Annotated in this window: 28 protein-coding genes; 13 read left to right on the forward strand and 15 right to left on the reverse strand. The window is 61.0% G+C overall.

Translation table 11 applies throughout. From position 1 onward, the window contains the following. Complete coding sequence (locus ACSQ3F_RS05560; RefSeq protein WP_436099307.1) at positions 1–360, reverse strand: nuclear transport factor 2 family protein; 360 nt, start codon at positions 358–360, stop codon at positions 1–3. Between the two features lie 126 nt (positions 361–486). On the opposite strand from ACSQ3F_RS05560, the gene ACSQ3F_RS05565 reads away from it, so the two are divergent. Next, entirely contained in the window at positions 487–1104 is a 618-nt protein-coding gene (locus tag ACSQ3F_RS05565) for a hypothetical protein (RefSeq protein WP_436099308.1), read from the forward strand. Here ACSQ3F_RS05565 and ACSQ3F_RS05570 read toward each other — a convergent pair. Together ACSQ3F_RS05570 and ACSQ3F_RS05575 are read right to left on the reverse strand one after the other, a co-directional pair. Continuing rightward, on the reverse strand, positions 1101–1544 hold the full coding sequence (locus ACSQ3F_RS05570; RefSeq protein ID WP_436099309.1) for an N-acetyltransferase family protein: 444 nt from the start codon (positions 1542–1544) through the stop codon (positions 1101–1103). The genes ACSQ3F_RS05565 and ACSQ3F_RS05570 overlap by 4 nt on opposite strands. 20 nt (positions 1545–1564) lie before the next feature. Continuing rightward, positions 1565–2515 carry an aldo/keto reductase gene (locus tag ACSQ3F_RS05575; RefSeq protein WP_436099310.1) on the reverse strand — a complete coding sequence of 317 codons (951 nt, stop codon included), beginning with the start codon at positions 2513–2515 and terminating at the stop codon, positions 1565–1567. A 174-nt stretch (positions 2516–2689) separates the two neighbouring features. Between ACSQ3F_RS05575 and ACSQ3F_RS05580 the strand changes: the two genes are divergently transcribed. Next, entirely contained in the window at positions 2690–3676 is a 987-nt protein-coding gene (locus tag ACSQ3F_RS05580; RefSeq protein WP_436099311.1) for a Gfo/Idh/MocA family protein, read from the forward strand. A 71-nt stretch (positions 3677–3747) separates the two neighbouring features. Here ACSQ3F_RS05580 and ACSQ3F_RS05585 read toward each other — a convergent pair whose 3' ends face one another. The 3 genes from ACSQ3F_RS05585 to ACSQ3F_RS05595 all read right to left on the reverse strand — a co-directional run bounded on the left by ACSQ3F_RS05585 (position 3748) and on the right by ACSQ3F_RS05595 (position 5470). Continuing rightward, positions 3748–3978, reverse strand: coding sequence for a hypothetical protein (locus ACSQ3F_RS05585; protein ID WP_436099312.1), 231 nt, complete (start codon positions 3976–3978; stop codon positions 3748–3750). 161 nt (positions 3979–4139) lie between these two features. After that, entirely contained in the window at positions 4140–5207 is a 1068-nt protein-coding gene (locus ACSQ3F_RS05590) for a hypothetical protein (RefSeq protein ID WP_436099313.1), read from the reverse strand. Next, the gene (locus ACSQ3F_RS05595) at positions 5207–5470 is read right to left on the reverse strand and encodes a spike base protein, RCAP_Rcc01079 family (RefSeq protein WP_436099314.1); all 264 of its coding nucleotides are present in this window, start codon (positions 5468–5470) and stop codon (positions 5207–5209) included. Before ACSQ3F_RS05595 ends, ACSQ3F_RS05590 begins: the two co-directional genes overlap by 1 nt. A 145-nt stretch (positions 5471–5615) precedes the next feature. On the opposite strand from ACSQ3F_RS05595, the gene xseA reads away from it, so the two are divergent. From xseA to ACSQ3F_RS05620, 5 genes are all read left to right on the forward strand, one after another. Further along, on the forward strand, positions 5616–7208 hold the full coding sequence (gene xseA, locus ACSQ3F_RS05600) for an exodeoxyribonuclease VII large subunit (protein ID WP_436099315.1): 1593 nt from the start codon (positions 5616–5618) through the stop codon (positions 7206–7208). A gap of 103 nt (positions 7209–7311) precedes the next feature. Then, a complete protein-coding gene (locus ACSQ3F_RS05605; protein WP_436098414.1) occupies positions 7312–8514 on the forward strand; it encodes an ISAzo13 family transposase in 1203 nt (400 codons plus the stop codon). Positions 8515–8551: 37 nt separating this feature from the next. Then, positions 8552–9142, forward strand: coding sequence for an NAD(P)H-dependent oxidoreductase (locus tag ACSQ3F_RS05610; RefSeq protein WP_436099316.1), 591 nt, complete (start codon positions 8552–8554; stop codon positions 9140–9142). A gap of 90 nt (positions 9143–9232) precedes the next feature. Further along, positions 9233–9583, forward strand: coding sequence for a MarR family transcriptional regulator (locus ACSQ3F_RS05615; RefSeq protein ID WP_436099317.1), 351 nt, complete (start codon positions 9233–9235; stop codon positions 9581–9583). Between the two features lie 150 nt (positions 9584–9733). Further along, positions 9734–10588 (forward strand): NlpC/P60 family protein, encoded by an 855-nt coding sequence (locus tag ACSQ3F_RS05620; RefSeq protein ID WP_436099318.1) that lies wholly within the window; start codon positions 9734–9736, stop codon positions 10586–10588. Here the strand turns inward: ACSQ3F_RS05620 and ACSQ3F_RS05625 are convergent, their stop codons facing one another. The 7 genes from ACSQ3F_RS05625 to ACSQ3F_RS05655 all read right to left on the reverse strand — a co-directional run bounded on the left by ACSQ3F_RS05625 (position 10589) and on the right by ACSQ3F_RS05655 (position 18314). After that, positions 10589–11548 carry a 2-hydroxyacid dehydrogenase gene (locus tag ACSQ3F_RS05625; protein ID WP_436099319.1) on the reverse strand — a complete coding sequence of 320 codons (960 nt, stop codon included), beginning with the start codon at positions 11546–11548 and terminating at the stop codon, positions 10589–10591. It abuts the gene before it with no gap. Between the two features lie 11 nt (positions 11549–11559). Next, positions 11560–13188 carry an ABC transporter ATP-binding protein gene (locus ACSQ3F_RS05630; RefSeq protein WP_436099320.1) on the reverse strand — a complete coding sequence of 543 codons (1629 nt, stop codon included), beginning with the start codon at positions 13186–13188 and terminating at the stop codon, positions 11560–11562. Further along, positions 13185–13685: a type II toxin-antitoxin system VapC family toxin gene (locus tag ACSQ3F_RS05635; RefSeq protein ID WP_436099321.1), complete on the reverse strand. Its 501-nt coding sequence runs from the start codon at positions 13683–13685 to the stop codon at positions 13185–13187. Before ACSQ3F_RS05635 ends, ACSQ3F_RS05630 begins: the two co-directional genes overlap by 4 nt. Next, on the reverse strand, positions 13685–13984 hold the full coding sequence (locus tag ACSQ3F_RS05640; RefSeq protein ID WP_436099322.1) for a hypothetical protein: 300 nt from the start codon (positions 13982–13984) through the stop codon (positions 13685–13687). Before ACSQ3F_RS05640 ends, ACSQ3F_RS05635 begins: the two co-directional genes overlap by 1 nt. Positions 13985–14050: 66 nt before the next feature. Next, entirely contained in the window at positions 14051–15193 is a 1143-nt protein-coding gene (locus ACSQ3F_RS05645; protein WP_436099323.1) for an ABC transporter permease, read from the reverse strand. Further along, positions 15193–16284, reverse strand: a complete 1092-nt coding sequence (locus ACSQ3F_RS05650) for a microcin C ABC transporter permease YejB (RefSeq protein ID WP_436099324.1) — start codon at positions 16282–16284, stop codon at positions 15193–15195. Before ACSQ3F_RS05650 ends, ACSQ3F_RS05645 begins: the two co-directional genes overlap by 1 nt. A 179-nt stretch (positions 16285–16463) precedes the next feature. Beyond that, positions 16464–18314, reverse strand: coding sequence for an extracellular solute-binding protein (locus ACSQ3F_RS05655; RefSeq protein WP_436099325.1), 1851 nt, complete (start codon positions 18312–18314; stop codon positions 16464–16466). A 227-nt stretch (positions 18315–18541) separates the two neighbouring features. On the opposite strand from ACSQ3F_RS05655, the gene mepA reads away from it, so the two are divergent. The 6 genes from mepA to ACSQ3F_RS05685 all read left to right on the forward strand — a co-directional run bounded on the left by mepA (position 18542) and on the right by ACSQ3F_RS05685 (position 24595). Further along, positions 18542–19618 carry a penicillin-insensitive murein endopeptidase gene (mepA, locus tag ACSQ3F_RS05660; protein WP_436099326.1) on the forward strand — a complete coding sequence of 359 codons (1077 nt, stop codon included), beginning with the start codon at positions 18542–18544 and terminating at the stop codon, positions 19616–19618. A gap of 112 nt (positions 19619–19730) precedes the next feature. Beyond that, positions 19731–20111, forward strand: a complete 381-nt coding sequence (locus ACSQ3F_RS05665; RefSeq protein ID WP_436099327.1) for a methylglyoxal synthase — start codon at positions 19731–19733, stop codon at positions 20109–20111. A gap of 49 nt (positions 20112–20160) precedes the next feature. Then, a complete protein-coding gene (locus ACSQ3F_RS05670; RefSeq protein WP_436099328.1) occupies positions 20161–21186 on the forward strand; it encodes a glucokinase in 1026 nt (341 codons plus the stop codon). Between the two features lie 100 nt (positions 21187–21286). Then, entirely contained in the window at positions 21287–23089 is a 1803-nt protein-coding gene (locus ACSQ3F_RS05675) for an ABC transporter ATP-binding protein (RefSeq protein ID WP_436099329.1), read from the forward strand. Positions 23090–23110: 21 nt separating this feature from the next. Further along, the gene (gene dapB, locus ACSQ3F_RS05680) at positions 23111–23929 is read left to right on the forward strand and encodes a 4-hydroxy-tetrahydrodipicolinate reductase (protein ID WP_436099330.1); all 819 of its coding nucleotides are present in this window, start codon (positions 23111–23113) and stop codon (positions 23927–23929) included. Between the two features lie 30 nt (positions 23930–23959). Beyond that, positions 23960–24595, forward strand: coding sequence for a 2,3-bisphosphoglycerate-dependent phosphoglycerate mutase (locus tag ACSQ3F_RS05685; RefSeq protein ID WP_436099331.1), 636 nt, complete (start codon positions 23960–23962; stop codon positions 24593–24595). Positions 24596–24651: 56 nt separating this feature from the next. Here the strand turns inward: ACSQ3F_RS05685 and ACSQ3F_RS05690 are convergent, their stop codons facing one another. Both ACSQ3F_RS05690 and ACSQ3F_RS05695 read right to left on the reverse strand, forming a co-directional pair. Then, the gene (locus ACSQ3F_RS05690) at positions 24652–25524 is read right to left on the reverse strand and encodes a methylated-DNA--[protein]-cysteine S-methyltransferase (RefSeq protein ID WP_436099332.1); all 873 of its coding nucleotides are present in this window, start codon (positions 25522–25524) and stop codon (positions 24652–24654) included. 64 nt (positions 25525–25588) lie between these two features. After that, positions 25589–26086 carry a DUF2244 domain-containing protein gene (locus ACSQ3F_RS05695; RefSeq protein WP_436085610.1) on the reverse strand — a complete coding sequence of 166 codons (498 nt, stop codon included), beginning with the start codon at positions 26084–26086 and terminating at the stop codon, positions 25589–25591. Between the last annotated feature and the right edge of the window lie 3 nt (positions 26087–26089).

Genomic DNA, 26089 nt, shown 5'->3' on the forward strand with positions numbered 1-26089 from the left:
CTACCGATGCAGGTGATACAGCTTGTTGACGATCACCCAGTGGCCGCCGATCTTCAGCAGGGACAGATAGTCGGTGAACCGCATGCCGGCGAATTCGTCGGTGACCTTGACGAAGGCGGCGTCGCCTTCGAGGTCGGTGATCTCGATATCCATCAGGGGCTGGGTTCCGGGCGGGGCCGGCGGTTCGGCGAGGATGGCGGCGATGAAATCGTCGCGGGACATCCATTCGACCGCGCCTTCGTAATTGCCGATGATCTTCGCATCCGGATGGAAGGCCTTGCGCAGGGCTGCCTCGTTGCAAAACGCCATGCCATCGACATAGAGGTGAACGACTGTGCCAACTGCCTGTTCGTCCGACATTCACAGCACCTCCCTAGCGTGCCACGCGATCCTATCACGATGGCGGTGGGGAACAAGGACGAAGCGAAAACGGGTGGCCTGCACGTCTTCTCCGGCATAGGCTCCGCCCAAACGGGAGGAGCCTGCATGAAAAAGCCGGGATCGATGAAAGCGCTTGAAGATATGGGCCGCGCGCGCCTGTCAGAGAATTTCTTCCTCAGAGACTTCATGCATTCCGAGATCGCCGATTTCTACGGCATGCCGAATATCCCCGATGATCCGGAACTGGCGATCGCTGCCGGCACGAAACTTTGCGAGGAACTGCTGGAACCTTTGCAGCGGACTTTCGGTCGCCTGCACATCCGCTCCGGCTATCGTTCCCGGTCGGTCAACGCGTTCGGCAACCGCAACAAGCTCAACTGTTCGACCAATGCGGCAAGTGCCGCCGATCACATCTGGGACATGCGTGACGCCGACGGCTGCATGGGCGCGACGGCCTGCATCGTCATTCCCTGGGTCTGGGACAGGCGCGCAACACTCGGCGGCTGGCAGTCGCTTGCCTGGTGGATCCACGACAACCTGCCCTACGCCTCGCTCTGTTTCTTCCCAAGACTCTGGGCGGTGAACATCCAGTGGCATGAGCGACCGGCACGGCGCATCCGCAGCTATGCGGCGCCGGTTGGTCTGCTGACGAAGGAAGGCATGGCCAATCATTCCGGCAGCCATGCGGAGTGTTATCGGGGTTTTCCGCCTCTGAGGAGCTAAAAACTCATCCGGTAACGGACATGGCCATCGGCCTCGGTATATTTGTCGTAGAGCCGCCGTGCCGTCTCATTGCCTTCGTCGGTATGCCAGTAAAGGCGGGCCCAGCCATTCGCCTTGGCTTTCTCTACGAGATCATCCAGCAGCGCCTTGCCGATGCCCTTTCCGCGCGCCGCCTCGTCGAGGAAAAGGTCCTCCAGATAGCAGACCGGCTCCTTCACCCAGGTCGCCTCATGCAACAGGCAGAGGGCAAAGCCGATGACGTGGCCGTCAAGCACCGCGACCCGCATGAACAGCGGCGAGCCAGGATCGACGATCCGGCCCCACGTCGTTGCGGTCACGTCAGGGGATACCGCCACCCTGTAGAAAGCGACATAGCCCGCCCAGAGCCTGCGCCAGTCCGCTTCGTCGCCTGGTGCCGCGTCGCGTATCTCAACCGTCATGCCTTTTCCTCCCGGGTCTTTTATTCGCTGGCCTCGTTTAGCAGGTAGCAGGCTTCGTCGGAAAGCCGGATCGAAACCGCCTTCATCAGACTTTCGAGTTGGGTCAGGTTCGTCGCGCTGGAAATCGGCGCCGTGACACCCTTGCGTACCATGATCCAGGCAAGAGCAATCTCTGCCTGCGTGTTGCCCGTGTCGGCTGCCACCTCATCCAGCGCTCCCAGGATGCGCATGCCGCGGCCATCGAGATATTTGCCGATGCCACCGCCACGTGCCGAACCTTCCAGGTCCCTATGCGAGCGATATTTTCCCGAAAGAAAACCTCTCGCAAGGCCGAAATAGGTGATCACGCCGATCTCCTCTGTCATGCAGAGATTTCGGAGCGGGCCGTCGAAAGAAGCGCGGCCATAGAGATTGTATTCCGGCTGCAGCACCGCGTAGCGCGGCAGGTTCTTCTCCTTTGAAACATCGAGTGCGGCGCGCAACTGCTCGGCGCTCAGATTGGACGCTCCAATATGCCGGACCTTGCCCTGCCGCAGAAGTGTGTCATAGGCCCCCAGCGTTTCCTCATAGGGCGTTTCGGCATCCGGCCAGTGCGACAGGTAGACGTCGATATGATCGGTCTGCAGCCGGCGAAGGGAATCCTCGACAGCCTGCAGTATCCATTTTGCCGACAGCCCCTTCCTGTCCGGCCCCATTTCGGAGCCGACCTTGGTGATGATCACGGCCTCGTCCCGGGCCCGGCCCGACTGTTTCAGCCATTTGCCGATGATCGTCTCGGATTCGCCACCGCTATTGCCGGGAACCCAGGTGGAATAGGCGTCTGCGGTATCGACTGCGTTAAAGCCTGCCTCGAAGAAGGCGTCGAGCAATTGGAAAGAGGTCTTTTCATCCGCTGTCCAGCCGAAGACATTGCCGCCGAAGACCAGCGGCGCGATAGACAGGCCGGTGCGGCCGAGGGTTCGCTTTTCCATGAGGTCGCTCCAGAACGCTATGGATAAATCGCTTGGGAGGCGAGAAGTCTGCCCCATGGAGATAGGTAAGCGACAGAGTTTTTACATGCCCGGCGGCAATTTTATTCCCGCCTGCGTGGCTTGATGGGCAGGTACCTCGCGGTTACTGTGCCGCCAAAACAGGGAGGATATGTCATGTTGCGTTTCGGTATTCTGTCGACGGCCAAGATCGGCCGCGAACTCGTTGTTCCCTCCATCCAGGACGCGGAAAACTGCGTCGTCACGGCCATTGCCAGCCGCGATCTTTCCAAGGCGCGCGAGATGGCCGACCGCTTCTCCGTGCCGCACGCTTTCGGCTCCTACGAAGAAATGCTCGCCTCGGATCTCATCGATGCCGTCTACATTCCGCTGCCGACCTCGCAACACGTCGAATGGACGATCAAGGCCGCCGACGCCGGCAAACACGTGCTTTGCGAGAAACCGATCGCGCTCAAGGCGTCCGAGATCGGCGCCGTGATCGAGGCGCGCGACCGCAACAAGGTGCTGATTTCCGAAGCCTACATGGTCACCTACAGTCCCGTCTGGCGTAAAGTCCGCGCGCTGCTGCAGGAAGGTGCTGTCGGCAAGCTGCGCCACGTTCAGGGCGCCTTTACCTACTACAACCGCGATGCCGCCAATATGCGCAACAAGCCGGAACTCGGCGGCGGCGGACTGCCTGACATCGGCGTCTATCCAACAATCACGACCCGTTTCGTCACCGGCAGGGAGCCTATTCGGGTGCAGGCCAATACGGACCGCGATCCGCAGTTCGGCACCGACATGTATTCAAGCGTGCGGGCCGACTTCGGCGACTTTGAACTGAGCTTCTACATCTCCACCCAGCTTGCCGCCCGCCAGGTGATGGTCTTCCATGGCGACAAGGGCTTCATCGAGGTCAAGTCGCCGTTCAATGCCGACCGTTACGGCGCTGAAGAACTGGAACTGACCAACCAGAACCACTCGCAATCGCAAGTCTTCCGTTACCAGGATGCCCGCCAGTACAAGCTCGAGGCCGAGGCTTTTTCGCACGCGGCAAAGGGCGGGGAGGAAGAGGTGGTGACGCTGGAAAGCTCGGTGAACAACCAGAAGCTCATCGACGCGATCTACCGCGCCAGCGAGAAGGACGGCTGGGAGCCGGTTTGAACCAGGATGGAATTAAAAACCCGCCGGCTGCAAAGCGCGGCGGGTTTTTCAAGGGCGCGATGACGTGGGTCTCATGCCTGATGGCTCCGCGCAAGAATGAACGCGGTGAAGACCGGTGCGGCGATCCCGGCATTATAAGCAAGCAACGCCAGAACGAGCGCAAACAGGGATACGGCACCGGCTGAAAAAAGCGCGGCAAGAGCGAAGGCTGCGACGATCAGACCACCGGCCAGAACGTAGCAAGGCACAGACCGCAGGCCCGCCGTCAAAAGTCCGATCGTCAATGCGGTCAAGATTATCATCCGACCCCTCCCGATGATGAGCATAGTGCAACAAGCTCGCACAAGCCTTGCTAAAATTGGCTTAACCCTCCGAGAGTTCATAACAATGCGGCCGCCGAAGAGTTTCCTTGGCGACCGGCCTATTTGATATTTGCGTGAAATCTATGGCATGCGATCGTCCGTCACGAATAGGCGCTGGCCTTTGCCTGGATCGCCGTATTGGCGGCGCGGAATGGCCAGATCGTCAGGCTGTCATAGCGGCCATAGGCAAACAGCCCCGTCTGGTTGCGACCGACGAAGACTTGGCCCGTTGTTGCCGGCACGGTGGCATCGGTTGCGATCGTCCCGCCGTTATAGCTGCCTGATCGGCCGGCGGCGCTCCAGCCGAGGCAGATACAGAACGCCGGCAGCGGCATGGTCACGCTGGCAATCGACAGTGACCTGCCGGCAACCACGCTGGTCTGCGCCGTGTTGAGGCGCATGATCTCATCGCCCGTGCCGATGCCGACGAGATGCCCGAGAGAGCCATAGACGCCCTGCCCCTTCAGGAGAAGTGTAGCGGCCCCTCTCTGGATCAGGGCTTCGCCGACCGGCGAGAGGCGGCAACTATCGGCGCTTCGCGTCGCGGCCGTGGCCGTGGTCTGGACGAACGAGCTGGCCGCCGCCCCCGTTTCCACCTGCGCCCGGCTCAAGGAGCCGGTGACCGTCAGCGTCAGGCTGGTCGATGCCGCCGTGAGGGTTACCGGCGCGGATTGCGTCACAGCCGCGGTCGCTGCGCCGGAGAGCACCAGCGAGCCGGTTCCCCGGCAGGAGACGGTATATTGCGTAGCGTTGGTGACCGTGACCGTCTGCGTCGCGGGTGTGAACGCATTCAGGAAAAGATTGGTCGTGGGACCTTCGAGCAGGAGCTGCCGGTAGCCGTTGCGGCAATCGAAACGCGGAACATCGACCGCAGCCTGCTGGGCCACGCCCGCAGCATCGATATATTCAGCCGCCGAACCGCGAGTGAACACGAACAAATCCGAAAACGGAACGGATTGCGGGGAGACAAGCGCGTCCACAGCGGCCGCGGCGATGTTTGCCGCAACTACCGGGGTCATTGCATGGCGATCCCAGCGGAAATCGGCGACGAAGGCCGGCAGCTTGGCAATGCCGTCGCTGGCATCGGCAGCCGCAAAAGCCGCACCGGTAAACCATGCATTAGCCGTTCCCGCCAGACCGAGGCCCGAATTAAGACCGAGCGACACCATCAGACGAGCCCAACGATGCTGCCGGCGGTCGTGCCAGTTGCCAGCACGCGATCGGCACGCACTGGCAGGATACTACCGGCCGCGACGCCGGCAAATGTGACCGTCTGGCCAGACAGAAGACGCAGCGCAAGTGTGCCGCCGGAACCGACATAGATTGCCCGCGTCATCTCGGACAGATCGAGTGTGTCGCTGGGTGTCACGGCAAATCCGTGCGTCGCCGGGCTGGTAAGGGAGGGGATGTTGCTGGAGAAGCGGTCTGGCATCGGCTTGGTCCTCTCAGTCGTGATTGACGTTGCCGCCATGATGCGCCCGGTTTCGAGCACCGGGGACGAACGGGGAAAATGAAAGGCCTGTTGAGGGCGCCACCTATGGCTGGTCATCCGCGGTCGGGCGCGGCAAAATAGGCGCATGAGCTCGTTCTTCGAATCCGATTCGCCCTCCAATCTCACCGAGTATTCGGTCTCGGAGCTATCCGGCTCCATCAAGCGCACGGTCGAGCAGGCCTTCGACCAGGTGCGGGTGCGCGGCGAGATTTCGGGCTATCGCGGCCCACATTCCTCGGGGCACGCCTATTTTTCCCTGAAGGACGACAAGGCGCGGATCGACGCCGTCATCTGGAAAGGCACGATGAGCCGGCTGAAGTTCCGGCCAGAAGAGGGCATGGAGGTGATCGCCACCGGCAAGGTGACGACCTTCCCCGGTTCGTCCAAATACCAAATCGTCATCGAGACACTGGAGCCCGCCGGTGCCGGCGCGCTGATGGCGCTGATCGAGGAGCGCAAGCGCAAGCTCGGCGCCGAAGGGCTTTTCGACCAGGCGCGGAAACGGCCCCTGCCCTATATGCCGCGTATCATCGGCGTCGTCACCTCACCGACTGGCGCCGTCATCCGCGATATCCTGCATCGGATTTCGGATCGTTTCCCCGTTCATGTCATCGTCTGGCCCGTGCGGGTCCAGGGCGAAGGCTCGGGCAATGAAGTGGCCGCCGCGATCGAGGGCTTCAACGCCTTCAGTGCCGGCGGCCTAATCGCCCGGCCGGACCTTCTGATCGTCGCACGCGGCGGCGGCAGCCTGGAGGATCTCTGGAGCTTCAACGATGAGGCGGTGGTGCGGGCGGCGGCGAATTCGCAGATCCCGCTGATCTCTGCCGTCGGCCACGAAACCGACTGGACGCTGATCGACTATGCGAGCGACCAGCGGGCACCGACGCCGACGGGTGCGGCGGAAATGGCCGTGCCGGTGAAGGCCGATCTGGAGGCTAGCCTTTCGGCCCTCTCTGCGCGTCTCAAGGCGGCCGTGACGCGCCAGATGGACAACCGGCGGCAGAGCCTTCGTGCTTTGACGCGGGCGCTGCCTTCGCTCGATCAATTGCTCGCCTTGCCGCGCCGGCGCTTCGATGAGGCGTCAGTGGGGCTTGGGCGCGGCTTGCAGATGAACACCGCCAACAAGCGGCGCGCCTTCGAGCGTACGGCCGCACATTTGCGCCCGGATGTGCTGTCGAGCCGGATCTACGAGCGGCGGCAGAAACTATCGGAGCATGTGATCCGCGCGGAACGCATCGTCGAACGCCTCATCCATCGTTCTGCTGCCAGGGTTTCGTCGGCCGATGCGTCGCTCAGAACCCTTCCAGGCCGGCTGCTGAGCCAGATTCACCGTTCGCAGGATCGCTTGACTGGCCTCGCTGGCAGAGCCGACAGTGCGCTTCTCGCCGATCTGCGGCGGCGACGCAGCACGATCGTCGCGCAGGACCGCATCCTGCAGTCGCTGTCCTATCGCAACGTGTTGAAGCGCGGCTATGCGCTGGTGCGCGATGAGACCGGAATACCCGTCAAGGTGGCTTCAGCCCTCTCCCTGAACCAGGCGATCGCCATTGAATTCGCTGACGGGTCCATCAACGCCATGACCACGGAAGGCGGCGCTCCGACGCCGCCACAACCTGTGAAGAAGCGCGCGGAAAAACCGGCGCCGGCCGAGCCACCGAAGCAGGGGAGCCTGTTTTAAGGACGCTCCGAACAATAACTGAATCGTCATTTGTCGAGGGTGCGTCTGATTGACTCATGTGCGGGGGATTCCCGGCCGGATCAGATAGACGTATGTCGATGGCATGATCGACGAGGATGGCATCAGATACCGCTGGGAGACAGTGGGGCGCAAGCTCGATGAACGCGGGCGTCGGATGTTCGCGGCGGCCGAGGCGAGCACGGCGGGATGGGGCGGGCTTGCGGCAGTCTCGCGGATCACCGGGTTGGCGCGGTCGACGATCAATCGCGGACAGGACGACCTGGATGCCATGCCTCTGGGGCTGGGTCAGGTTCGGCGTGCTGGCGGCGGGCGCAAGGCGGTGAGCGCGCTTGATCCTGGGCTTGTTGCGCAGTTGAAGCGACTGGTGGAGCCGGCCACGCTGGGCGATCCCGAGCGGCCCTTGCTCTGGGTGTCGAAGAGTATGGATAAACTCGCCGACACGCTGACGGCGATGGGCCACCCGATCAGCGCCGACACGGTGGCCAAGGAGTTGGTGAAGCTGGGCTTTTCGCGTCAGCGCAACCGCAAGGCGGACGAAGGCTCGCACCATCCCGATCGCAACGCCCAGTTCGAGCACATCAACACGAAGGTGATTGCGGCCCAAGCCAAGGGCCAACCGGTCATCTCGGTCGATACCAAGAAAAAGGAACTGGTGGGCAACTACAAGAATGTCGGCAGCGACTATCGCCCGAAAGGCACGCCGATCCGCGTCAAGGTGCATGACTTCGAGGACAAGGAACTGGGCAAGGTGGTGCCTTACGGCATCTACGACGTGACGGCGAACGCGGGCTTCGTCAGCTTGGGCATTACCGCCGATACGGCCGAGTTCGCCGTCCAGTCGATCCGGTGCTGGCTCGATCGCATGGGACGAGAGCGCTATCCCAAGGCAAGTGAACTGACCGTCACGGCCGACTGCGGCGGCTCAAACGGCGCGCGCGTCAGGCTATGGAAGTTGGAATTGCAGAAACTGGCCGACGAGACCGACTTGGTCCTTCACGTCCACCATTATCCGCCCGGCACCTCCAAGTGGAACAAGATCGAACACCGCCTGTTCTGCCACATTACCCAGAACTGGCGCGGCCGCCCGCTCGAAAGCCGCCTGGCCGTGGTCGAACTGATCGGTGCCACCACGACAAAGACCGGCCTCAAGGTCGAATGCGCCCTCGACACCCGCACCTACCACAAAGGCGTCAAGGTCTCCGATGCCCAGATGGCAGGCCTCCATGTCAAAGGCGACGCCTTCCATCCAGAGTGGAACTACACCATCACCCCAAGAAACACGTAGCGGTTATTCCGCGAACTGTCCTAAGGGCGGAAACCTCATGCGCTTTCTGATCGTTCTCGCTCATCCCTTGACCGGTAGTTTCGCCGCAAGCGTCGCCGCCACGGCGAAGACGGCGCTGGAGAAGAACGGCCACAGCGTCGATCTGCTCGATCTGTACACGGAGGATTTCGACCCACGCCTCAGCGAAGCGGAACGGCGCGGCTATTTCGACGTTCCGTACGATACGTCCGGTGTCGATGACATCGTCACGCGGCTCAAGGCGGCCGATGGATTGATCCTGGTCTTTCCGCAGTGGTGGTTCAATTTCCCGGCGATCCTCAAGGGTTTCTTCGATCGCGTCTTTGCCCCTGGCATCGCCTTTAATCATGAACAATCCGGCGGCCGCATCATTCCACGCCTGACCAATATCAAGTTGTTCTGGGCGCTGACGACGACCGGTTCGCCCTGGTGGGTCGTCAAGCTCTATATGGGCGACCCTGTCCGCCGCCTGTTGAAGCGCGGCATTGCCGCCTTCTGCGCCAAGGATGTACAATTCCGGATGATCTCGTTGCACGACATGGACCGCGTGACGGTGAAGCAGCGCGCGGCGCATCTGGTGAAGATCGAAAAGGCGATCGCGCGGATTTGACAACTGCCAAGCCTTTACTCCGCGCAAAAAGAAACGCTTCCGTAACGATCCCTCCTGTAAATTTTGCCACGTCAAACCAAGGGGCGTCGGATGCCGATCGAACTCTCAGCTTCCCAGGCGCTGAACCTCTGGCACGCCGTCTCGCTCGAGCAGGTGCGGATCGACAATCGCGACCTGACGCTGCGGCAGATTTCCATTCTCCTGCATATCTACCTCGTGCCGCCACCGCATACCGTGCGCGGGCTGGCCGGTATTCTCGGTGTAACGAAGCCTGTGATCACGCGTGCCCTCGACACGATGGGCGATCTCGGCCTCGTCGCCCGCACGCGCGACGAGCGCGACAAGCGCAATGTGATCATCAAACGCACGGTCGAGGGAGCGCTTTATCTTGAAAAACTTGGCGATCTGATCATTGATCAGGGACGCAAACTGTCTATCTGAGGATAAGAGCCTCGTTCGGCCAGATGCTTTTTTGCCATGAAACGGGCTTTTGCCTCGAACGTACGTTAGGTATGTCCATCGACAAAAGCCCGTTTCATGACAAAAAATCCTTCCGGCAGAATGCGTATCATTTAACGAACGAGGCTCTAGATGTCTGATCTTCCCGACCGCCGGCTGAACGCCTATCGCCCCGACCTTGCCGAGGAGCGGCTGCGCGGCATCGTCGAGGCCGCAAACTATGTCAGCGGCTCGCCGGGCGAGGTTTGCGTTCCGGTCGCGCAGGTGCGGGCGCGGCCTGAGCTGGAATGCGGCATCGACACCGAATTCTTGCTGGGAGAGACGGTGCGCGTCCTCGATGCCGGCCGCGGATGGGCGTGGGTGAAGGCCGATTTCGACGGCTATGTCGGTTACGTGCCGGCCGATGCCGTTTCATCCGTGCTGCGCGGCGTGACGCATATCGTCACCGCGCCGCGCACCTTTGTCTATTCCGGCCCGGACCTGAAATTCACGACGGTTCAGGCGCTGTCGATGGGCAGCCGCATTGCCGTCGTCGGCGAGCGGGAAACGCGAGGCACGCGCTATTTCCTGCTGGAAGGCGGACAGGCCGTTATCGCCGGTCACTGCGCGGAGGCAGGACAGCCGCTTGGCCGCGACTACGTCTCGGTCGCGGCGCGGTTTCTCGAAACGCCCTATCTCTGGGGCGGACGCTCAGGCTTTGGCATCGATTGTTCCGGTCTCGTGCAGCTGTCGATGATGATGACCGGAAAAAGCGCGCCACGCGACACCGACATGCAAGCCGAGGGACTTGGCACCGAAATCACCCGCAACGAACTGAGCCGCGGCGATCTCGTCTTCTGGACGGGTCACGTCGCCATCATGGAAGATGAAAAGACGCTGCTGCATGCCAACGGCCACACGATGAACGTCGCTCTCGAGGGGTTGGAAGACGCGATCACGCGGATCGGCTGGCTCTACGGTCAGCCGACGGGGTATCGCCGACCCTGATCAATAGCCGGCTTTGCGATCCACCAGATGTTCCAGCGGCAGGCCGCTTTCGAGGCGATTGATCTGTTGTTCGACATGCGAAAACAGCGCCTTGACGTCCGAGGAGGCTGCGACGTGCGGGGTGATATAGACGTCATCCATGTCCCAGAAGGAGCTGTCCTTGGCCAGCGGTTCCTGTTCGAACACGTCGAGCGAGGCGCCGCCGAGCAGGCCTGATCGCAGCGCCGCCAGAATGTCGGCCCCGACCTGGCTGCCGCCGCGGCCGCCATTGATGAACACCGGCGCGCCGAAGGGGCAGCTGCGGCTGAGCTTCGAGAAGAGCTGTGCATTGAAAATGCCCCGGGTTTCATCCGTCAAAGGCAGCAGGCCGACAAGGAAATCGGTCCTGGCGAGAAACACGTCGAGTTCACCGCCGGCGAAGGTCTCGACGCCATCGATCTCCTTCTTCGACCGTGACCAGCCGATGGTCTTGAATCCCATGATGCGGAGCTTGGCAATGGCGTCCTGGCCCAACACGCCGAGGCCCATGACGCCGACGGTGACATCGGCGGCTTCCGGCTGGCTCAGATCTTCCCAGACATGTGCTTTGGCACGCGCCTCATAGGCTCGGTGCTGGCGCAAATGCAAAAGGCAGTTCATGACGACCCACTCGCTCATTCGCGTCGTCAGGCTGCGATCGACGAAGCGGACCAGCGGCACGTCCGGCAGGCCGGGAAGTGTCAACACATGATCGACGCCGGCGCCGCCGGAAAAGACCACCTTCAGATCCGGCGCGCGTGAAAAAAGGTCCGGATCGGATTTCCAGACGACGGCATAGTCGATGCCGGAGAGATCGCGTCCCTTGTAAGCGGGGTCGGCGAGATTGATGACTTCGCGGCCGGCAAAGGCGCCTTTCAGGCCGCCTTCCACCTCCTGCGGAATAAACTTCAGATCGACGATGACAGGACTTTTCACAGGCATAAAACGGAACTCTACTGATTGATGGCGGGCACGTTGACCGCTTCCATGTTGAAGGCGGCAGCCATCAGCGCCTTGGTGTAGTCGTCCTGCGGCGCGGTGAAGATGCGTTCCGATGGCCCCTGCTCCACCACCTTGCCGAGCCGCATGACGATCATGTCGTTGGCGAGCGCTCTGACGACCTTCAGGTCGTGGCTGATGAAGAGATAGGCGAGCGAATGCTTCGCCTGCAGGTCGCGCAGGAGATCGACCACCTGCGCCTGCACGCTCATGTCGAGCGCCGACGTCGGTTCATCGAGCATGACAAATTGCGGCTTTAGCACCATGGCTCGGGCAATGGCGACACGCTGTCGCTGGCCGCCTGAGAACTCGTGCGGGTATCTCCAGCGGGTCGCCGCATCGAGACCGACCTCCTCCAGCGCTGCCGCCACGCGCGCATCGCGCTCCTTCTCGGAGAGGGAGGGTTCGTGCACCTTCAGGCCCTCGCCGACAATGTCGCTGATCGCCATGCGCGGGCTCAGCGAGCCGTAAGGGTCCTGGAAGACGATCTGCATGCGGCTGCGCAAGGGGCGCATCTGCTTGAACGAATAGCCGGCTATTTCATTGCCAATGAAGCTGATACGGCCTTTCGAGGAAATCAGGCGCGTCAAGGCAAGACCGAGCGTCGTCTTGCCGGAACCGGATTCGCCGACGACACCGAGCGTCTGGCCGGCACGCAGCGTCAGGTCTATCCCATCGACCGCCTTCACATGATCAACCACCTTGCGCAGGAAACCGGCCTTGATCGGGAACCAGACCTTCATGTCCTGCGCCTCGATCACTACCGGCTTCGAGATGTCGGAAACAGGCGGCACGCCCTTGGGCTCCGAAGCAAGCAAATGACGGGTATAGGCATGCTTGGGATTGGCGAAGATCTCGGCGGTCGGCCCGGTCTCGACGATCTTGCCCTTGGTCATGACGCAGACCCGGTCGGCGATCTTGCGGACGATGCCGAGATCGTGGGTGATGAACAGCATCGACATGTGGTGGTCGTCCTTGAGCTTCTTCAAGAGCTCGAGGATCTGCGCCTGGACGGTCACGTCGAGCGCCGTCGTCGGTTCGTCGGCGATCAGGAGTTCCGGCCGGTTGGCGAGCGCCATGGCAATCATGACGCGCTGGCGCTGGCCGCCGGATAGCTCATGCGGATAGGCAGCGAGACGTTTTTCCGGCTCGCGGATGCCGACCTGATTGAGCAGTTCCAAAACGCGGGTTCGGGCAGCCGCGCCGGTGATGCCCTGATGCAGGTCGAGGATCTCGGCGATCTGCCGCTCGATCGAATGCAGCGGATTGAGCGAGGTCATCGGCTCCTGGAAAATCATCGTGATATCGTTGCCGCGCACCCGGCGCAGTTCGGCATCCGAAGCCTTCATCAGGTCCTTGCCGTTGAAGAGGATTTCCCCGCTCGGGTGGCTTGCAGCGGGATAGGGCAATAGTTTCAGGATCGAATTGGCCGAGACCGATTTTCCGGAGCCGGATTCGCCGACCAGCGCGACAACCTCGCCGCGCTTGATGTCGAAGGAGATGCTGTCGACCGCGAGCGACGTCTTGCCGCCTTGGTGGAAGGCTACCGAAAGATCGCGGACGGAAAGGAGTGTGTCTGTCATGACGTGAGGCTTTGCAGGAGGGAAAGGAGCGTAGGCTCATCGGGGCGGATCGTCATGAGCGGCGGAGCTTCCTTCATGATTCCGTACCGGGGGTGGCGAAGCCTGTATTCGTCTTTTATTCCACGATCATCAGTCAATATATGCGAGCAACCCATCCCGATGGCGGTAGAAAGGTGAATCGCATCCGGCAGTTTCAGACTCTGGTATTGGGATCGCAATACGGCCGCATAACGAAGCGTTGGCTGAACGACGGGAACAACTTCCAGCCAACTGTTGGTCAAGATCAAACCTTCGTAGGTATCGATCAAACTGTCGTCGTTTTGTCGATAGGGCGTGACCAAGAGCTCCGAAAGCGTCAGCTCACTCGTCACGAATTTCGTTTCCGGCGAGCCGTCTATTGAGAACACTTGAGCAAGGCGATCGCTGAGTTCATCCCGCCGCTCAAAGGCCATGATAAAAATATTCGTATCGAGATAAATTCTGCCGACACCCAGCATCAATCGTCCCACTCGTCCCGCAGAGCGCGAATTCGCGAAACGGCTTCTTCAGCGCTCACGGATGGCCTGTTTTCAGCCTTTATACGTCTGATGGCCGCCAACGTGTCTTCAATACTCATCGGCTGCCGCTCGATCGACGGAAACCCTTTGAAGCCCGGAAACCGGTCCGTATCGTCTGCTTGAAGTTGCTTTGGCTCCTCTTCAATCACGATTCGGACCTTTGCGTCCTTTTCCAAGCCCTCACGAAGATCCTCCGGCAGTTTCGATGCGGGATAGTGTTCGAACATGATCTTATTCATGAGAGCGGCACTCCCGATATTCCGTTGAAATTACATTAGCCCGAACATTCACAAATGGCGAGTTGATCACCGGAAAGTCTTCCTCGGATCGAACGCGTCGCGGGCCGCTTCTCCGATGAAGATCAAAAGCGACAGCATGACGGACATGACCACGAAGGCGGTCAGGCCGAGCCAGGGGGCCTGCAGATTGGACTTGCCCTGCGAGATCAATTCGCCGAGCGAGGCGGAGCCCGGCGGCATGCCAAAGCCGAGGAAATCGAGCGAGGTGAGCGTGGTGATCGAGCCGGAGAGGATGAACGGCAGGAAGGTCAAGGTCGCCACCATGGCATTGGGAAGCAAGTGGCGGAACATGATCGTCCGGTTGTTGACGCCCAGCGCCCGGGCGGCCCGGACATATTCGAAATTGCGGGCTCTCAGAAACTCGGCCCGGACAATGCCGACGAAACCGACCCAGGAAAACAAGAGCATGATGCCGAGCAGCACAAAGAAGCCGGGTGGCAGGATCGCGGCGATAATCAGCAGAATATAGAGCACCGGCATCGATGACCAGATTTCGATGAAGCGCTGCAAAAGCAGGTCCGTCCAGCCGCCGAAATAGCCCTGCACGGCACCGGCGGTAACACCGACGATGGCAGAGGCGATGGTCAAGGCGAGACCGAAGAGAACGGAAATACGGAATCCGTAGATCATCCGGGCAGCAACATCGCGGGCCTGGTCGTCCGTGCCAATCCAGTTGAGGTTGCCGAGCGTGCAGCCCGGGTCGCTCTCGCCCTGCGGATAGCCGGCGCAGCGTTCCGCCTTGTCCATCAGCCAGAAGGGCGCCGTTGGAGCCGAATGCGGGATGTTGGAATTGGCGGTCTGGTAGGAATAGCGGATCGGTGGCCAGATCATCCAGCCATTGGCGTTGATCTCGTCGCGGATATAGTCGGAGCGGTAATCCGTTTCGGCAAGAAAGCCGCCGAACTTCTCTTCCGGATAGTTGACCAGCACCGGCACCAGAAGCTCGCCCTTGTAGGAGGCGAGGACCGGTTTGTCGTTGGCGACGAATTCGGCGCAGAGACTGAGGCCGAACAGCACCATGAATATCCAGAATGACCAGTAGCCGCGCCGGTTGGCCCTGAAATTCTCCCAGCGGCGCTGGTTGATGGGCGACAGCCGTCCGGAAGCGCCGGTGACGCGGGCCGGATTGGTGGAGATGATATCTGCCATCAGACATCCCTCCGTTCAAAATCGATGCGTGGATCGACCCAGGTATAAATCAGGTCCGACAGCAGGCCGACAAGCAGCCCCATCAGCGAGAAGATATAGAGTGTTGCAAAGACGATGGGATAGTCGCGCTTGACGACGGATTCATAACCAAGCCGGCCGAGGCCATCGAGCGAGAAAATGTATTCCGTCAAAAGCGATCCCGTAAAGAAAGCCGTGATGAAAGCGCCCGGAAAGCCGGCGATGATGATCAGCATGGCATTGCGGAAAACGTGCCCGTAGAGAACCTGTCGCTCGTTCAGGCCCTTGGCACGCGCCGTGGTGACATACTGCTTCTTGATCTCGTCGATGAAGGAATTCTTCGTCAGAAGCGTTGTCGTTGCAAAGGCCGACATCAGCAGCGTGATCAAGGGCAGGGTCATGTGCCAGAAATAATCGAGGATCTTCTGCCACCAGTTCAACTGGGCGAAATTGTCCGAGACGATGCCGCGCAACGGGAACCAGTCGAAGAACGAGCCGCCGGCAAAGAGCACGATCAGCAGGATACCGAACAGGAAGCCCGGCACCGCATAGCCGATGATGATGATGCCGGACGTCCAAACATCGAAGGTCGACCCGTCCGAGATCGCCTTCTTGATGCCGAGCGGAACGGAGATCGCGTAGGAAAACAGAAGTATCCAGAGGCCGAGCGAGATGGAGACCGGCATCTTGTCGAGGATCAGGTCGATCACCGAGGTGTTGCGGAAGAAGCTCTCGCCGAAATCGAAACGGATATAATTCCACATCATCAGGCCGAAACGTTCGAGCGGCGGCTTGTCGAAACCGAACTGCTTTTCCAGTTTCGCGATGAACTCCGGATCGAGCCCCTGTGCGCCGCGATATTTTCCCGAGGACTCGTCACCCAGCGATTGAACGCCCAGATCGCCGCCGCCGCCGGACAACCGATCACCGCCCTGGTTCTGGCCCGTAAGGTCGGAGATGACCTGTTCCACCGGTCCACCGGGGGCAAATTGAACGACGGCGAAGGAGATGGCCATGATGCCGACGATCGTCGGGATCATCAGCAGAAGCCGCCGCAGAATATAGGCACCCATCAGCGAACCTCCCGCCTGCCGCTGTTTCCAGCAACCCGATTTGATCCGCTATCGGCAAGCCGCCTGTTTTCAGTCAATCCGCTGGTCTCCTTCAAGGCGCCGCCGCCACGACCGGCTCCGGCGCCCAACTGATTCGCTTCCGTGCATTTGGAGTACAGGGCGAGCCGTGTGCAAGGCTTTCATTGAGCGGCGGCCGACTTCGACCACCAGATCGTCGGGAAACCGACGGCATATTTCGGAAGCTCAGCCGGATGCTCGAGATTGGCCGAATAGGCGAGCCGCGAATAGCGCGCTGTATAGCTGGGCACGACATAGTGATGAGCAAGCAGGATGCGGTCGAGAACTTTGGTCGTGGCGATCAGTTCATCGCGATCCTTGGCAAAGATGACCCGGCGAATGAGCGCATCAATGCCCGGATCGCTGATGCCGGCGTAGTTCTGAGAGCCGTCGCGCTTGGCCGATTCCGAGCCCCAGTATTCAGCCTGTTCATTGCCAGGATTGAGAGACTGCCCCCAGCCGGTATAGATGACGTCGAAATCACGAGACCGCCAGCGGTTGGTATATTGCGAAGCATCGACCGTCCGGACACTGACCTCGACGCCGATCTTCTTCAGGTTTTGCGCGAAAGGCAACGCCACGACCTCGATGGTCGGCCCATCGAGCAGGATTTCGAATTTGAAGGGTTCTCCGGTCTTGGTGTTGACCATCCGGCTTCCCTTCAGTTCGTAACCGGCTTCCTTGAACAGAGCTATGGCCTGACGCAGATTGTCTCGCTGTTTCTTCTGGTCACCCCCGACAGGATTTTTGTATTCGGTGGTGAAGACTTCCGCCGGAACCTGATCCTTCACTTCATTGAGGATTTCCAGTTCACGGCCCTGCGGCAGACCGCTGGAGGCAAGCTCGGACCCAAAGAAGAAGCTGTTGATGCGATCATACTGGTTATAGAAAATCGTCCGCTTCAACTCCTCAAAATCGAAGGCGTAGTTGAGGGCCTCACGCACCCGCTGATCCTGAAACTTTTCGCGGCGCAGGTTGGGGATGAACCCGACCAGAACGCCGCTGTTGCGATAGTCGTTATCAAGAACTTCCCGCTTGATTCGCCCGTCATTGACGGCCGGAAAGTCATAGGAGGTCGCCCAGCGCCTGGCCGAATTTTCCCACCAGTAGTCGGCATTGCCGGAACGGAACGCTTCGAACGCAACATCCAGGTCGGCATAATAGGCATAGGTGTACGACGTGAAATTGTTCTGGCCGATGTTCACGTTGAGTTTCTTGCCCCAATAATCGTCGCGTAGTTCGTAATGGATGGCTGCGCCCGGCGTCATTGCAGCAATCTTGTAGGGGCCAGACCCCATCGGAATCTCGAGCGTGGTTTTCGAAATATCGCGCTGGACACCCTTGGCGTCCTGGCCCTCCCACCAGTGTTTCGGAACGATCATCAGTTCGCCGACGATTTTCGGCAGCTCTCGATTGTTCTTTTCGTCGAAGGAGAACGTGACTTCGCGATCGCCGGTCTTTTCGGCCTTGGTCACGTGCTTGTAGTAGAATTCCTTCTGAGGATCGAGTTCCTTCGTCTTTTCGAAGCTGAAGATCACATCCTCGGGCGTCACAGGCTGGCCATCTGCCCATTTGGCCTCCGGCCGCAATCGAAATTTTACGAAGCCGAAATCGTCAGGAAAGGCGATGGCCTCCGCCAAGAGACCATAGTCGGAGGCGATCTCGTCCATCGAAGGCGTCATCAACCTGTCGTATATGAGATTGCCGGCGGGCGGCGATGCCATGCCCGCAGCGATTTCGCCTTTGGCAAGAAGAGAGTTGAGCGTATCGAAGGTGCCCATAGCCGTCAGGTTCACGTTGCCGCCCTTCGGCGCATCCGGATTGACGTAGTCGAAGCGTGCAAATCCGTCCGTGTATTTCAGATCACCCACAGTCGCCGTACCGCCATGCCATTCCGGCTCCTGAGCGACTGCCGCCGCAGGCAACGACAGGAAGACCGCCGCCGCCAAAGTCAGTGCACTTCTGAAATTCATGCCAAATCGCCGCATCCAGCTTTTCCCTTTTTCTTTGTTTGACGAACAGAATAGGCAAAATCCGGGCAATTGACAGAAGCTGCCTCAAATCAGGCATTTTTTTTGGGTCAGCATCGCAACCTCCGCAAGGCTGACACAAAGACACAGTGTCACGCCAAGCGAGAACAATCGCGACTGGAGCGGCGCTTCAACATGCGGCACTATGACGATCGGGGAATCAGCGGGGAATGACAGTGATAAAGGCAGGACTCCTTCGGCATCTGGGATCGATGGCGCTCGCTGCGCTGATCATCTCGAGCCTTGTCGCAGGCGATGCGGCCTCCGCCGACGACACGCCTGCCAAGCAGCTCTTCGGCAAGGTCCAACTGCCGAGCAATTCCGCGCCCGGCCCGATCGGATTTTATGCCAAGGGCTGCATGGCCGGAGCCGTCGCGATCCCGACGGACGGGCCGACATGGCAGGCGATGCGGCTGTCGCGAAACCGCCGTTGGGGCAATCCGGCGATGATTGAGCTTCTCGAACAGTTCTCCAAGGATGCCGTCCGGCTCGGATGGGGTTCCGGCATCCTTATCGGCGACATTTCCCAGCCGCGGGGCGGCCCGATGCTGTCCGGACACTCCTCCCACCAGATCGGGCTCGATGCGGATATCTGGTTCACGCCGATGCCCGAGCGGCGCCTCTCCGCTCAAACGCGGGAGGACTTGCCTTTCATTTCTATGCTCGACGAGAGCAAATTCCTGACCGTCAATTCCAAGCGCTGGACGCCGGCCCATGCGAAGGTCGTCATGCAGGCTGCAAGTTATCCGCAAGTCGAGCGGGTTTTCGTTAATCCGGCGATCAAGAAGAAGCTGTGCGACACCTGGACCGGCGATCGCTCGCTGCTCGGCAAGGTCCGCCCGATCTATGGCCATGACGCACACTTTCACATTCGCATGCACTGCCCGCCCGGCACTTCCGGATGCAAGGCGCAGGCGCCTGTGGCAAGCGGTGACGGCTGCGACAAGTCGCTGGCCTGGTGGTTCACCAAGGAACCCTGGGCCAAGCCGGTGAAGAAGCCGGGCGAAAAGCCGGTGAAGCCGAGATTCGCGACGCTGGCCGACCTGCCGAAAGCCTGCGCCGCCGTGCTGGCCGCTCCCGCAGCTTCCGAACAGTCGGCCACCTTCGGCACCGCCTATGTCGCGCCCCAGGTCCAGCCAGCATCGCAGTCTGGCGATGCAGCGATCCAGCAGGTGATCAATGCCGGGGCCGGTGACCTGCCGGATGGCACCGTTCCGATCCCGGTTTCCCGTCCCTCGCTGCAATAGGTCATTGCGGGCACGCCCTTTAAGCGCTTTTCAACCGCGGAACTGTGCTGTACAGGAACTCAAATCGATTTAAATCGAGACCGTCATGGTCGGTTGACGCCGGGGATCGGGGATGACCAGTCAAAAATGCGTGGCGCTGATTGCGCACGACCAGAAGAAAGACGACATCGCAGCCTTTGCCAAGGCGAACGAAACCGTGCTGGCGCGCTGGAAGATCGTTGCCACCGGCACGACCGGCGGCCGCGTGCAGCAGGTGTGTCCGAGCCTCAATGTCATCCGTATGAAGAGCGGCCCGCTCGGCGGCGACCAGCAGATCGGCGCGATGATCGCTACCGGCGACGTGCACATGCTGATCTTCTTCACCGATCCCCTCACCGCCATGCCGCATGATGTCGACGTCAAGGCGCTGATGCGGCTCGCGACGGTCTACGACATTCCGATGGCGCTGAACCGGGCAACGGCAGAACAGTTGATCGACTTCCATCATCCCTGATACAGCTCTCTTGGAGCTTCATGTCCGCACGATCACAACGGAACGTCCCATGCCCATGCTCACAGACACCGAAAGCAGCCTCACCTTTCCGATCCTGATCGGCGATATCGGCGGGACCAATGCGCGCTTTGCGCTGCTGCTCGACGCTTTCGCCGAACCCAAGATATTCCCGATCATCCCGACGACGAGCTATGCCAGCATCGAGGAAGCGCTGCAGACCAGCATCCTCGACAAGACCTCGGTGCAGCCGCGCTCGGCGATCATCGCGGTTGCCGGCCCGGTCAAGGGCGACGATATCCCGCTCACCAATGCCGGCTGGGTGATCAAGCCGAAAGACATGCTGACGGCGCTTTCGCTCGAGGACGTGATCATCATCAACGATTTTGAGGCCCAGGCGCTTGCGATCGCCTCGATCGGCGAGGAAGGTCGCGAGCAGATCGGCCCCGGGAGCATTCTCGAAGACGCCTCCTGTGCCGTGCTCGGCCCAGGCACGGGTCTTGGGGTGGCCGGCCTCGTTCACGCGCAGCACAGCTGGATCCCGGTTCCCGGCGAAGGCGGCCATGTCGATGTCGGACCGCGTACCGAGCGCGACTATCAGATCTGGCCCTTCCTCGAACCGATCGAGGGCCGCATTTCGGCCGAGCAGCTGCTCTGCGGCCGCGGCATCATGAACATCTACCGCGCGGTCTGCGAATCGAAAGCCTGGTATCCGGAGCTGCCCGACCCGGCTGCAGTGACGACCAGTGCGCTTGCCGAACGTGATGAAGCAGCGGTCGAAACCATCTCGCTGTTTTCCACCTATCTCGGCCGTGTCGCCGGTGACATGGCGATGATCTTCATGGCACGAGGCGGTGTTTTCCTTGCCGGCGGCATTTCACAGAAGATCCTGCCTGCCTTGAGAAAACCGGAGTTCCGCGCCGCCTTCGAAGACAAGGCGCCGCACTCGGCGCTGCTCCGGACCATCCCGACTTTCGTCGTCACCCACCCGACGGCTGCCCTTTCCGGCCTTGCCGCCTATTCGCGCACGCCGTCGCGTTTTGGTGTGGCAACTGAGGGACGGCGCTGGAGAACTTGAGGGGCAGCCAGGGTCAAGACTCGCCAAAGAGGGATCAAGGGACTATAGAGCCCGCTGAAATAAGGCGCCTGCAAGCGCGTCGGGCTTTAAGGAAACCAGCTTGAAACAAGCCAAGACAAAGCTGCCACCCGTTGACCGCGAGACCATTACCAGCGTCCTGAAGCGGGTCATTGCCGAGAACGGACGCGCGCATATGCGCGGCTATATCTTCGCCATCGCCTGCCTTGCGCTCGTCGCCGGCACGACCGCCTTCACCGCCTGGATCATGGAATCGGTGGTCAACGAGGCCTTCGCCAACAAGCGGGCCGATATCGTCCTCTACATCTGCGGCGCGATCTTCGTTGCCTTCGTGGTGCGCGGGTTTGCCACTTACGGCCAGGCCGTGGCGCTCTCCAAGATCGGCAACAGCATCGTCGCCAGCTACCAGCGCAGGCTCTATTCGCACCTCATGGCTCTGAGCGTCGGCTATTTCAGCGAGACCCGCTCCGCCCGTATCTCCGCGCAGATCAGCCAGAACGTCTCCGGCATCCGCGATGTGCTCAACATGACGGTCACCTCGCTTGCCCGCGATTTCCTGACACTCGTGGCGCTGATCGGCGTGATGATCAGCAAGGACTGGCTGCTGACGCTGATCGTCTTTGTCATCGCGCCGCCATTGCTGATCGGCCTTCGCTACATCTCGCGGCGACTGAAGCAGGCGACGCGCGAATCGGTCGAGATCAACAGCCACGTGCTCGGGGCAATGCAGGAAACCATTCAGGGTATCACCATCGTCAAGGCCTTCACGATGGAGAAGCAACTGAAGACCAAGGTCGAGGCCATCATCGACCGAGCCGAAAACCGCGCCAACCGCATCGCCCGCTTAAGCGAGCGGACCGCCCCGATGACGGAAACCTTTGCCGGCTTCGCGATTTCCAGCGTGCTTGCCTATGCGGCTTTCCGATCGATCTACAACGGCATCCAGCCGGGGGCTTTCTTCGCCTTCGTTACGGCGCTCTTGATGGCCTATGACCCGGCCCGCCGCCTTGCGAGGCTCCAGGTCTCGCTCGAACGCGCCGTCGTCAATGCGCGGATGATCTACGAAATCCTCGATACCGTGCCGCATCAGCGCGATCTTCCGGGTGCCGGCAATCTCGCGCTTCGGCAAGCGACGATCGAATTCAGGAACGTGCGTTTCAGATACAACAATGGCGACGAAATCCTGAAGGGCGTCAGCTTTGTTGCGGAAGGCGGCAAGACCACAGCGCTGGTCGGCCCTTCCGGCGCCGGCAAATCGACGGTGATCAGCCTCATTCCCCGATTCTACGATCCCTCCGGCGGCGAGATCCTGATCGACGGGCAGGACATCGCCCACGTCACCAAACAATCGCTGCGCAACGGCCTCGCCTATGTTTCGCAGCAGCCTTACCTCTTCGAAGGCTCGATCCGCGACAATATCCGCTACGGCCGCCCGGAAGCGACGGACGCGGAGGTCGAGGAAGCGGCAAGGCTCGCCTATGCCCATGACTTCATTCGCGCGCAGCCGCAAGGCTACGATACGCCCGTCGGCGAAAACGGCGTCACCCTCTCCGGCGGCCAGCGCCAGCGGCTGTCGATCGCCCGCGCTCTGGTGCGCAAGGCACCGATCCTTCTGCTCGACGAGGCGACCTCGGCGCTCGACACCGAATCGGAAGCCGCCGTGCAGAAGGCGCTCGATCATGCCATGAGCGGCCGCACCGTCGTTGTCATCGCCCACCGGCTTTCGACCGTCGTCAACGCGGACAAGATCATCGTCATGAAGGACGGACTGGTGGTCGAGGAAGGCACCCACGAGGCACTTGCGAAGCGCACGGACGGCCTTTACGCTCGATTGCACAATCTGCAGGGCAGTACAGCCCAGCCCGCGGCGGAAGCCCAAGTTTGAGAACCAAGAATTGAGGCAGGCATGAGCGGGACGGACATGAAACTCGTGGTGGTGGGTGCCGCCGGCCGCATGGGCCAGACACTGATCCGCACCATCAACGCGATGCCCGGCGCCCAGCTCTTTGCCGCCGTCGGGCGTCCCGGCTCCCCTTTCATTGGCCGCGACGCCGGTGAAATAGCGGGGCTCGGCCCCATCGGCGTCACGATTACCGACAAGCCGCTCGAAGCCTTTGTCGAGGCCGAGGGCGTGCTCGATTTTACTTCGCCTGCAACGTCCGTTGAGTTTGCCGGTCTCGCCGCGCAGGCGCGCATCGTCCATGTTATTGGAACAACCGGTTGCTCGACGGATGACGAAACCAAATTCAAGGCGGCGGCTCGGCATGCGCGGATCGTCAAATCCGGCAATATGAGCCTCGGCGTCAACCTTCTCGGCGTTCTCACCGAACAGGCGGCGCGTGCGCTTGGGCCAGCGGACTGGGACATCGAGATCCTCGAGATGCATCACAAGCACAAGGTTGACGCCCCGTCCGGCACCGCCCTCTTGCTCGGTGAAGCTGCCGCAAAAGGCCGCGGCATAGACCTCGCCAGCCAATCCGTGCGCGTGCGCGACGGGCATACCGGCGCTCGCGTCGCCGGCACGATCGGCTTTGCGACCTTGCGCGGCGGTTCGGTGATCGGCGAACATTCGGTCATTCTCGCCGGCGAAGGCGAACAGGTGACGCTCTCCCACAGTGCAACCGACCGGGCCATTTTCGCGCGCGGCGCGGTGACGGCGGCTCTCTGGGCGCGCAGCCAAAAACCCGGCCTCTATTCCATGCTCGACGTGCTCGGGCTGTCTTGAACCCCTAAAATCCGCGGAGAAAACATCATCATGAGCGGCACCCTCGTCCTTGTGCGTCACGGCCAGAGCGACTGGAACCTGAAAAACCTGTTCACCGGCTGGAAGGACCCGGACCTGACGGCGCTCGGCGTCGAGGAAGCCAATGCCGGCGGCAAGGCGCTTGCCGAATACGGCATCAAGTTCGACATTGCCTTCACCTCGGTGCTGTCCCGCGCCCAGCGGACCTGCGAGATCATCCTCGACAATGTCGGCCAGCCCGATCTCGAGACGATTTGCGACCAGGCGCTGAACGAACGCGACTATGGCGATCTCTCCGGTCTCAACAAGGACGACGCCCGCGCCAAATGGGGCGAGGAACAGGTGCATATCTGGCGCCGTTCCTATGACGTCCCGCCGCCGGGCGGCGAGAGCCTGCGCGACACCGGCGCCCGCGTCTGGCCCTATTACCTCACCGACATCCTGCCGCGCGTGCTGCGGGGCGAGAAGGTACTCGTTGCGGCCCACGGCAATTCACTGCGCTCGCTGGTAATGGTGCTCGATCGCCTGACCAAGGAGCAGATTCTCGCGCTTAACCTCGCGACCGGCGTGCCGATGGTCTACAAGCTGAATGCCGACTCTACCGTCGCCTCGAAGGAAGTTCTCGGCGACATGTCCGGCGCGCACTGAGCGTTCCGAAAAATGGATAGCGAGAGGGCCGCATTTGCTGCGGCCCTTTATCGTTGTCAAACCTTGCCGGCTTCCCAGCCGAGCATCGCCCGCTTGCGGGTCAGGCCCCAGTGGTAGCCGGTCAGCGCGCCGCTCTTGCCGAGCGCGCGGTGGCAGGGCACGACGAAGGAGATCGGATTGCGCCCGACCGCAGCGCCGACGGCGCGTGAGGCGGTTGGCTGGCCGATATTGCAAGCGATGTCTGAATAGGTGACCGCCTTGCCCATCGGGATTTTCAGAAGGGTTTCCCAGACGCGGATCTGGAAGTCGGACCCGATCAGCACGATGCGCAACGGCTCCTCTGGACGCCACTCCCTGGCATCAAAGATGCGGGCCGCATAGGCGGCGGTCGCCGCGCTGTCTTCCACGTAATGCGCATTCGGCCAGCGATTTGCCATATCTTCGAAACTGGCTTTTTCGCCACCGGCATCGCTGAAGGCAAGGCCCGCGAGGCCGCGATCGGTGACCATGACCAGCGCTACGCCGAAGGGGCTGGGATGGAAGCCGTAGCGGATCGTCAAGCCGCCGCCGCGCAATTTCCATTCGCCCGGAGACATGGCCTCATGGGTAACGAAGAGATCATGCAGGCGGCTGGGGCCGGAGAGGCCGACCTCGAAGCTCGTTTCAAGCAGCGGCAGCTCCTCCTGCCGCAGCAGGCGCTTGGCGTGGTCGAGCGTGACCGCCTGCAGGAATGCCTTCGGCGACAGTCCGGCCCAGCGCGTGAACGTCTTCTGCAATTGCGTCGGCGGCTGGCCGATTTCACCGGCGATGACCTCCAGCGACGGCTGATCGCGATAGTTTTCAGTCAGCATCTCGACCACGCGGCTGACAATCTCATAGTCGCTGCCATGCGGCGTGATGGCGGCGGGAATCGACGTCGTGACGTTCATGATCGTATCTCCTTGAGGCAAGAGATAATCATCGGAATCGGACCTTCGCCACCCGATTCTTGCCCTATCGGCGCTTCACTGTCGCCAGCGCGCAGGCAAAGGCGGTGGCAAAGGTTTCCCGGTCGTCGCGGTTGAGGAAGGAGCCGACATCGGTCGCCCGGCGCCGGTCGCTGATCTGCATGGAGACGATGCCGATCTCCTCGTGTCGGGAAATGTTGAACCGCGCCCAGAAGGTATTGAAACGATGCTCGGTCATGCGGCCCGCCGGCGTGAACTTGCGCACGGAAACGTCGGTGCGCGAAACGCTGACCTCTTCGCGGGCACGGGCGGAACGGTAATTCAGCCAGAAAGCGCCGAACAGCAGCAGGAAATCCAGCCCGAAGAAGAAAACGATCGGCCAGGCGCCGATGACCATGAAGACAAAGATGTGAACGAGACTCATGAGGCCGGCGATCAAAAGCAGGATCTTGAAGCCCTTCAGTCCCAGCGAACGGTGTGGGGTCAGCTCGGCGGCGAAAACCGGCTGCTCCTCTGTCGTTATCTCGGCGTTGCCATCGTTCATGAC

Origin of the sequence: Pararhizobium sp. LjRoot238, from assembly GCF_964252955.1 — a bacterium.
Classification (GTDB): domain Bacteria; phylum Pseudomonadota; class Alphaproteobacteria; order Rhizobiales; family Rhizobiaceae; genus Pararhizobium.

Excerpts from the sequence above, each read along its gene's own strand:
- ACSQ3F_RS05560 (WP_436099307.1), bottom strand. The coding sequence starts at position 360 with ATGTCGGACGAACAGGCAGTTGGCACAGTCGTTCACCTCTATGTCGAT.
- ACSQ3F_RS05565 (WP_436099308.1), top strand. The coding sequence starts at position 487 with ATGAAAAAGCCGGGATCGATGAAAGCGCTTGAAGATATGGGCCGCGCG.
- ACSQ3F_RS05570 (WP_436099309.1), bottom strand. The coding sequence starts at position 1,544 with ATGACGGTTGAGATACGCGACGCGGCACCAGGCGACGAAGCGGACTGG.
- ACSQ3F_RS05575 (WP_436099310.1), bottom strand. The coding sequence starts at position 2,515 with ATGGAAAAGCGAACCCTCGGCCGCACCGGCCTGTCTATCGCGCCGCTG.
- ACSQ3F_RS05580 (WP_436099311.1), top strand. The coding sequence starts at position 2,690 with ATGTTGCGTTTCGGTATTCTGTCGACGGCCAAGATCGGCCGCGAACTC.
- ACSQ3F_RS05585 (WP_436099312.1), bottom strand. The coding sequence starts at position 3,978 with ATGATAATCTTGACCGCATTGACGATCGGACTTTTGACGGCGGGCCTG.
- ACSQ3F_RS05590 (WP_436099313.1), bottom strand. The coding sequence starts at position 5,207 with ATGGTGTCGCTCGGTCTTAATTCGGGCCTCGGTCTGGCGGGAACGGCT.
- ACSQ3F_RS05595 (WP_436099314.1), bottom strand. The coding sequence starts at position 5,470 with ATGCCAGACCGCTTCTCCAGCAACATCCCCTCCCTTACCAGCCCGGCG.
- xseA (WP_436099315.1), top strand. The coding sequence starts at position 5,616 with ATGAGCTCGTTCTTCGAATCCGATTCGCCCTCCAATCTCACCGAGTAT.
- ACSQ3F_RS05605 (WP_436098414.1), top strand. The coding sequence starts at position 7,312 with ATGATCGACGAGGATGGCATCAGATACCGCTGGGAGACAGTGGGGCGC.
- ACSQ3F_RS05610 (WP_436099316.1), top strand. The coding sequence starts at position 8,552 with ATGCGCTTTCTGATCGTTCTCGCTCATCCCTTGACCGGTAGTTTCGCC.
- ACSQ3F_RS05615 (WP_436099317.1), top strand. The coding sequence starts at position 9,233 with ATGCCGATCGAACTCTCAGCTTCCCAGGCGCTGAACCTCTGGCACGCC.
- ACSQ3F_RS05620 (WP_436099318.1), top strand. The coding sequence starts at position 9,734 with ATGTCTGATCTTCCCGACCGCCGGCTGAACGCCTATCGCCCCGACCTT.
- ACSQ3F_RS05625 (WP_436099319.1), bottom strand. The coding sequence starts at position 11,548 with ATGCCTGTGAAAAGTCCTGTCATCGTCGATCTGAAGTTTATTCCGCAG.
- ACSQ3F_RS05630 (WP_436099320.1), bottom strand. The coding sequence starts at position 13,188 with ATGACAGACACACTCCTTTCCGTCCGCGATCTTTCGGTAGCCTTCCAC.
- ACSQ3F_RS05635 (WP_436099321.1), bottom strand. The coding sequence starts at position 13,685 with ATGCTGGGTGTCGGCAGAATTTATCTCGATACGAATATTTTTATCATG.
- ACSQ3F_RS05640 (WP_436099322.1), bottom strand. The coding sequence starts at position 13,984 with ATGAATAAGATCATGTTCGAACACTATCCCGCATCGAAACTGCCGGAG.
- ACSQ3F_RS05645 (WP_436099323.1), bottom strand. The coding sequence starts at position 15,193 with ATGGCAGATATCATCTCCACCAATCCGGCCCGCGTCACCGGCGCTTCC.
- ACSQ3F_RS05650 (WP_436099324.1), bottom strand. The coding sequence starts at position 16,284 with ATGGGTGCCTATATTCTGCGGCGGCTTCTGCTGATGATCCCGACGATC.
- ACSQ3F_RS05655 (WP_436099325.1), bottom strand. The coding sequence starts at position 18,314 with ATGAATTTCAGAAGTGCACTGACTTTGGCGGCGGCGGTCTTCCTGTCG.
- mepA (WP_436099326.1), top strand. The coding sequence starts at position 18,542 with ATGACAGTGATAAAGGCAGGACTCCTTCGGCATCTGGGATCGATGGCG.
- ACSQ3F_RS05665 (WP_436099327.1), top strand. The coding sequence starts at position 19,731 with ATGACCAGTCAAAAATGCGTGGCGCTGATTGCGCACGACCAGAAGAAA.
- ACSQ3F_RS05670 (WP_436099328.1), top strand. The coding sequence starts at position 20,161 with ATGCCCATGCTCACAGACACCGAAAGCAGCCTCACCTTTCCGATCCTG.
- dapB (WP_436099330.1), top strand. The coding sequence starts at position 23,111 with ATGAGCGGGACGGACATGAAACTCGTGGTGGTGGGTGCCGCCGGCCGC.
- ACSQ3F_RS05685 (WP_436099331.1), top strand. The coding sequence starts at position 23,960 with ATGAGCGGCACCCTCGTCCTTGTGCGTCACGGCCAGAGCGACTGGAAC.
- ACSQ3F_RS05690 (WP_436099332.1), bottom strand. The coding sequence starts at position 25,524 with ATGAACGTCACGACGTCGATTCCCGCCGCCATCACGCCGCATGGCAGC.
- ACSQ3F_RS05695 (WP_436085610.1), bottom strand. The coding sequence starts at position 26,086 with ATGAACGATGGCAACGCCGAGATAACGACAGAGGAGCAGCCGGTTTTC.